Raw genomic sequence first — 6564 nt, 5'->3', positions numbered from 1 at the left:
GCCCACTTGCTGACACTGTCGTTTTCCCACGTTCCGAACGCCAGTTTGTAACCGATAAGCAGAAAGGCCATCGAAGCGATGGCATAGATCATCGTGTTGACAGTCAAGACGGAACTGACATTCTTGGTTCGCACGATGCCTGCTTCGAGCATCGCGAATCCCGGCACCATAAAGATGATCAGAGTCATCGAAAAAAGCAGAAACAATGTGTCGATAATATAGGACAAATCTCCCGGGTTCATTACGGCTCCTTTTGAATTATTTTCCGTTTCAGAAAAATTACAAATGAAGTATATGAATTTTAAAGCAACAATTCCAGATATTTATTGCCTGTTTTTTAATCAATGCACTCTCTTGGAACCCCTGTCGTCTTTATATCTAGAACCCATCTCAAAAATCCCCATGGGCGGGAATGGTACGGAAAAGAGGCGATGACGAGGCGAAAAGCGCAAGGTGTAGCCAAAGCTACATCGAGCATTTTCAACGAAGTCAGCGTAACTTTTCCGTACCACCCTGCGGGCGGAGCGCTTTTGCCCCCTCTCTTTGTTGGTTCTCCTTGACGTGGCTTTGGCCACGCCTGCGTCGAACCGCCGCAACAGGAAACAAAATCGCTTCCGTTACCGTCTATGGGGATTTTTGAGATGGGTTCTAACTATATATGTAATATAAGGTTGTTTTGGATAGAATCAGTAAACTATTTTCAAAGCAAAAGGTTTTGAATGTCCGATCTGTTCAAAGAAAACGAAGATATCCAGGAAGTCTCGATCGAAGAGAGTATCAAGGGAAGTTACCTCGACTACTCGATGAGCGTCATCATCGGCCGTGCACTTCCGGACGCCCGGGACGGTCTCAAACCGGTTCACCGCCGTATCCTCTACGCGATGCACGAACTGGGCGTCACCTCCCGTGCAGCCTACAAGAAATCGGCCCGTATCGTCGGGGACGTCATCGGTAAATACCACCCGCACGGCGACACGGCAGTCTACGACGCGCTGGTACGCATGGCACAGGATTTCTCCATGCGCATTCCGCTCGTCGACGGCCAGGGGAACTTCGGCTCCATCGATGGCGACAACCCGGCGGCGATGCGTTACACCGAAGCGCGCATGACCCGCCTCGCCGAAGAGCTGCTGCGCGACATCGAGAAAGATACCGTCGACTTCATCCCCAACTACGACGATACGATGAGCGAACCCGACGTCCTGCCGAGCCGCGTCCCCAACCTGCTGCTCAACGGCTCCAACGGTATCGCCGTCGGTATGGCGACCAACATCCCGCCCCACCGCCTCGACGAGCTGATCGACGCCCTGCTCGTTCTCATCGACAATCCGGCTGCCGTTCTCGATGATCTGCTCGAGCACATCAAAGGGCCCGACTTTCCGACCGGCGGCATCATATTCGGCCGCAAAGGGATCCTGGATGCCTACAAGACGGGACGCGGCCGCATCAAAGTGCGCGCCAAGACCCATATCGAGAAGAAAGGGCACCGGGAAGTGATCGTCATCGACGAGCTCCCCTACCAGGTCAACAAGAGCAAACTGATCGAAAACATCGCACAGCTTGCCAAAGACAAAGCGATCGAGGGAATCAGTGAAGTGCGTGACGAATCGGATCGCGAAGGCATCCGCGTCGTCATCGAACTCAAGAAAGATACGATGAGCGAAATCGTGCTCAACAACCTCTTCAAATCGACCCAGATGCAGACGACCTTCGGCATCATCCTGCTCGCCATTCAGAACAAGGAGCCGAAAGTCTTCACGCTGATGGAGCTGCTCAAACTCTTCATTCAGCACCGCAAGACGATCATCATCCGACGCACGATCTTCGAACTCGAAAAGGCGAAGGCACGCGCCCATATTCTCGAAGGTCTGCGTATCGCACTCGACAATATCGACGAAATCGTCGCCCTGATCCGCGCCTCGGCCGACGCCAACGAAGCACGCGAGGGATTGATGCAGAGTTTCAGCCTGAGCGAAAAGCAGGCGCAGGCGATCCTCGACATGCGCCTCCAGCGCCTCACCGGCCTCGAACGCGACAAGATCGAAAAAGAGTACCAGGAGCTGATGGCCGAGATCGAACGTCTCAGCAACATCCTCAAAAGCGAAGACCTCCTGAGCCAGATCATCAAAGAGGAGCTGCTCGAGATCAAGGACCAGTTCTCCACGCCGCGGCTCACCGAAATCGTCGACGACTACGAGGATATCGACATCGAAGATCTGATCCCGAACGAACCGATGGTCGTCACGATCACCCACCGCGGCTATATCAAGCGTGTACCGGTGAAACAGTACGAACGGCAGCATCGCGGCGGAAAGGGCAAAACGGCCGTTACGACCCACGAAGACGACTTCATCGAAAGTTTCTTCATTTCGAACACCCACGACACGCTGATGTTCATCACCGACCGCGGCCAGCTCTACTGGCTCAAAGTCTACAAAATTCCGGAAGGCTCCCGTACGGCCAAAGGCAAAGCGGTCGTCAATCTGATCCAGCTTCAGCCGGAAGAAAACATCATGGCGATCATTCCGACTACCGACTTCGACGAGAGCAAGTCGCTCGCCTTCTTCACGAAAAACGGAATCGTCAAGCGAACCAACCTGAGCGAATTCAAAAATATCCGCTCGGTCGGTGTACGTGCCATCACGCTCGATGAAGACGACGAACTGGTCACCTGCAAGATCGTTCTGCCCGAAACGCAGTGGCTCTTCGTCCTGACCAAAAAGGGGATGTGCATCCGCTTCCCGGTCACCGACGCCAGAGAAATCGGACGAACCGCACGCGGTGTCACCGCCATCCGCTTCAAAATCGAAGGCGACCATGTCGTCGGCGCCACGACAATCCAGAGCGAGGAGCAGGAGCTTCTGACAGTAGCCGAAAAAGGGATCGGCAAACGGACGGAAGCGGGCGAATACCGCCTCCAGAGCCGCGGCGGAAAGGGTGTCGTCGCGATGAAACTGACACCCAAAACGGGCGATGCCGTCGGTGTCGTCATCGTCGACGAAGAAAAAGACCTGATGGTCCTGACCCAGAGCGGCAAAATGATCCGCGTCGACATGCAGAGCATCCGTAAAGCGGGCCGTGCCACCAGCGGTGTCAAGATCGTCCGTCTCGACAGCGGCGACAAAGTCAATTCCATCGCGAGCTGTCCGAAAGAGAAGGCGGAAGAGGAGATTGTCGAACAGTCTGAAGAGTGAATGCAAAAGGGCTCCATGAAACTGGGAACGGTTTTTGCTTGAATTTCGGAAACTATTTTAGGAGCCCACCTATGAAACGATGGACACTGCTCGCTTTACTGCTTGCATCCGTATCTCTCGTCGCCGAATCCTGCCCGACACCGAAAGTGGAGGAGGCGAAGCCGAACGAAGTTCAAAACTGTTCCCAACCGGTCGTCGTACCGCCCAAGGTCGAGGTAAAGAAAATCGAGGTGAAAGAGCGAAACGCCTGCACCCTTTCCTCCCACAACACTATCCATTTCCAGGTCATCGGCCAGGGTGTCGCACCGGTCAGCACCGTATCTCCGGCACAAGCCATGGCGCTGGCCAAGCGTGCCGCTATCGCCGACGCCTACCGCCAGCTCGGCGAAAAGATATGCGGTGTCCGTGTCGAGGGGCGCGACCTGATCCGCAACATGATGATCAGCCGCTCCACCGTCCGTACACAGATCGACGCGATGATCCGCAACGCCCGCATTCTCGATACGAAATTCAGCGACGGCCTATGTGAAGTCGAGATGGAAGTGACCGTACGCGGAGACGAATGGTATCCACGATTGGCAGACTGATCCCTCTCCTCTTTCTGCTGGTATTCTCCCCGGCTCTCGTCGCCGGGGATTACTACATCTCCTACCGGCTGCACAGCAGCGATTTCATCCTCGTCGACGAACATCTCTATATCTCCAAAGCGATGGTCCCCTTCGAACGGGAAAATAGAAATATCTGCACCTTTGTCACGGAAGCGGAAGATTTCAAAACATTCGCCCGGGAAGAGAATCAGGAACTCCTCGAATGTCTCTTCGAACACGGCGTCATCGTCAAATCCCGCGAAAAGATTCTCGACCTCGTCAGTCAGCGGGAGTCGCTCGAACTCATACTGCCTCCCACCCCTCTGCAAGTGGAATTTAACGACGGATTGGTTATCATAAAGAAAGTCACTGGTCATTAAGGGAGGCGATTTATGACTGAAAAGATGTCCGGGCAGCGGCTTACCTTCACCGTTCATTCCATCGAATCGGCGGAGACGATACGATGAAAATAGCCATCGTCGAAGACGATATCAATATGCGAAAATCCCTCGAAATCGCGCTTGGCGATTACGCCGACGAGTTCGAGGTCAAAACTTTCCGCAACGCCAAAGAGGCCCTGAAAAAACTCGACGACACCTACGATCTCGTCATCACCGACATCAACATGCCCGGCATGGACGGTATCGAATTTCTCGAGACATTGAACGGCCGGTACGATGCCATCATCATCACCGGCAACGCCACCCTCAACCGTGCCATCGAATCGATCCGCCTGGGCGTCAGCGACTTTCTGACCAAACCCTTCGAAGTCGAAACCCTCGTCGAAGCGATCCGGCGCAGCAAAAAGGTCAAAGTACGTGTCAAGGGAAGCGGCCAGAAAAACGAGAAAACGGCCGACAGCTCCATCTTCTACGGCACTTCGCCCGCCCTCGAAAAAGCGCTCTCCCTCGTCCAAAAAGCGGCCAAAAGCGACGCGGCCATTCTCCTGCTGGGTGAAAGCGGCGTTGGCAAAGAGCTCTTCGCCAAAACCATACATGAGCACTCCCCACGCAGAAACAGACCCTTTATCGCAGTCAACATGGCCGCCATTCCGGAAAACCTGATCGAAAGCGAACTTTTCGGATTCGAAAAAGGGGCCTTTACCGACGCCATCGAGGCCAAAATCGGCAAGTTCGAAGCGGCCAACGGCGGTACCCTCTTTCTCGATGAAATCGCCGAAATGCCATACCACCTGCAGGCCAAACTGCTCCGGGCCCTTCAGGAGAAGATCATCCACCGTCTCGGCAGTACCAAAGGCATCCCGATCGACGTGCGCATCGTCGCAGCGACCAATGCCGACATCAAAGTCAAAATGCAGGAGCAGACATTCCGGGAAGATCTCTACTACCGCATCGCCACGATTCCCGTCGTCATCCCGCCTCTTCGCGAACGCAGCGAAGAGATCATCCCGATCGCCGAAAAGAGTCTCGAAAAGATCGTCGCGAAATACGGCCTCGAGGCGAAGTCGTTCAGCGAGGAAGCCAAAGCGAAACTCCACACCTACCCCTGGCCCGGCAACATCCGGGAACTCATCGCCGTCGTCGAACGGGCAGCGATCCTCTCCGATGGCGAGAGCATTACCGAAGAGGATCTCTTTCTGGACGCGAGGTCTTAGCAGGCGAAGCCCGCGTCATTGGTCATTTCGCACCCTGTGGGTGCTGGTCATTACGCACGCTTCGCACGCTGTCATTGGGAAGACTCAAAAGCCATTCTCCCCAATGACCAGTGGCGAATGACCATTGACTAAATAATTTTTCGCTATAATCGCCTAATTTTTATTAACGAGGTCAAAAGAGTATGAGAAAATTCAATGTAGCGGTCGTCGGAGCCACGGGTGCCGTCGGTGAAGAGATGCTGAGAGTTTTGGAGTCGGTCGACTTCCCTATCGCCAGGCTGGTTCCGATGGCGAGCGCCCGAAGCGCGGGCGGCACGATCGAGTACAAAGGCGAAGAGGTCACGGTCAAAGAGCTGACCGAGACGATTTTCGAAACCGAGGAGATCGACATCGCCCTCTTCAGCGCAGGCGGTTCGGTCTCGGCCCACTACGCCCCCTTCGCGGCGGAAGCGGGTGCCGTCGTCGTCGACAACACGAGCCACTTCCGCATGGACCCGGATGTCCCGCTGGTCGTCCCCGAAGTGAACCCCGAAGATATCGCCCAATGGCGCAACAAGGGGATTATCGCAAACCCCAACTGCTCGACGATCCAGATGGTCCAGGCACTCAAACCGCTGCAGGACGCCTACGGCATCGAACGGGTCGACGTCAGCACCTATCAGGCGACCTCGGGTGCCGGAAAAAGCGCTATGGAGGAGATGATCAGCCAGATGCAGGCCTTTTTCGCCTTCAAGCTCGACGAGGCGCCCCATGAGCGGTTCCCCCACCAGATCGCCCTCAACGTCATCCCCCAGATCGACGTCTTCATGGACAACGGCTTCACCAAGGAAGAGATGAAGATGGTCAACGAGACCTGTAAAATCATGCACGACACGATCGAAGTGGCTGCCACCTGCGTCCGTGTGCCGGTGCTGCGCGGCCACAGCGAAAGCATGACCGTCACACTGAAAAGAGATGCCGACGCCAACGCCGTACGCGAAGTGATGGCACAGGGAGAGAACCTCGTCGTCATGGACACTCCCGCCGAAGGGGTCTACCCTATGCCCATCGCCTGCGTCGACCGTGACGAAACCTTCGTCGGCCGTATTCGCAGCGACATCTATCGCCCGAACATCGTCCACATGTTCGTCGTCGCCGACAACCTCCGCGTGGGTGCGGCGACCAACGC

Annotated in this window: 5 protein-coding genes and 1 pseudogene; 5 read left to right on the top strand and 1 reads right to left on the bottom strand. The window is 55.3% G+C overall.

Translation table 11 applies throughout. From position 1 onward, the window contains the following. Window positions 1–242: pseudogene (locus tag Q1K24_RS08680) on the bottom strand (ammonium transporter); the annotation flags it as partial. A gap of 477 nt (window positions 243–719) precedes the next feature. Here Q1K24_RS08680 and gyrA point away from each other — a divergent pair. The 5 genes from gyrA to Q1K24_RS08655 all read left to right on the top strand — a co-directional run. After that, complete coding sequence (gene gyrA / locus Q1K24_RS08675; RefSeq protein ID WP_300368948.1) at window positions 720–3194, top strand: DNA gyrase subunit A; 2475 nt, start codon at window positions 720–722, stop codon at window positions 3192–3194. Window positions 3195–3265: 71 nt separating this feature from the next. Beyond that, entirely contained in the window at window positions 3266–3781 is a 516-nt protein-coding gene (locus tag Q1K24_RS08670; protein WP_300368945.1) for a hypothetical protein, read from the top strand. Continuing rightward, window positions 3757–4161: a hypothetical protein gene (locus tag Q1K24_RS08665; RefSeq protein WP_300368942.1), complete on the top strand. Its 405-nt coding sequence runs from the start codon at window positions 3757–3759 to the stop codon at window positions 4159–4161. Before Q1K24_RS08670 ends, Q1K24_RS08665 begins: the two co-directional genes overlap by 25 nt. Window positions 4162–4244: 83 nt before the next feature. Then, entirely contained in the window at window positions 4245–5396 is a 1152-nt protein-coding gene (locus Q1K24_RS08660; RefSeq protein WP_300368939.1) for a sigma-54 dependent transcriptional regulator, read from the top strand. A 182-nt stretch (window positions 5397–5578) separates the two neighbouring features. Continuing rightward, on the top strand, window positions 5579–6564 hold a 986-nt coding region (locus tag Q1K24_RS08655), incomplete at its 3' end, for an aspartate-semialdehyde dehydrogenase (protein WP_300368936.1).

This window comes from Hydrogenimonas sp., from assembly GCF_029932565.1.
In the GTDB taxonomy this organism is placed as follows: Bacteria; Campylobacterota; Campylobacteria; order Campylobacterales; family Hydrogenimonadaceae; genus Hydrogenimonas.
Note: the sequence above shows the minus strand (reverse complement) of the source record. Positions and strands in the feature narration are given on the sequence as shown.

Excerpts from the sequence above, each read along its gene's own strand:
- Q1K24_RS08665 (WP_300368942.1), top strand. The coding sequence starts at position 3,757 with ATGGTATCCACGATTGGCAGACTGATCCCTCTCCTCTTTCTGCTGGTA.
- gyrA (WP_300368948.1), top strand. The coding sequence starts at position 720 with ATGTCCGATCTGTTCAAAGAAAACGAAGATATCCAGGAAGTCTCGATC.
- Q1K24_RS08670 (WP_300368945.1), top strand. The coding sequence starts at position 3,266 with ATGAAACGATGGACACTGCTCGCTTTACTGCTTGCATCCGTATCTCTC.
- Q1K24_RS08660 (WP_300368939.1), top strand. The coding sequence starts at position 4,245 with ATGAAAATAGCCATCGTCGAAGACGATATCAATATGCGAAAATCCCTC.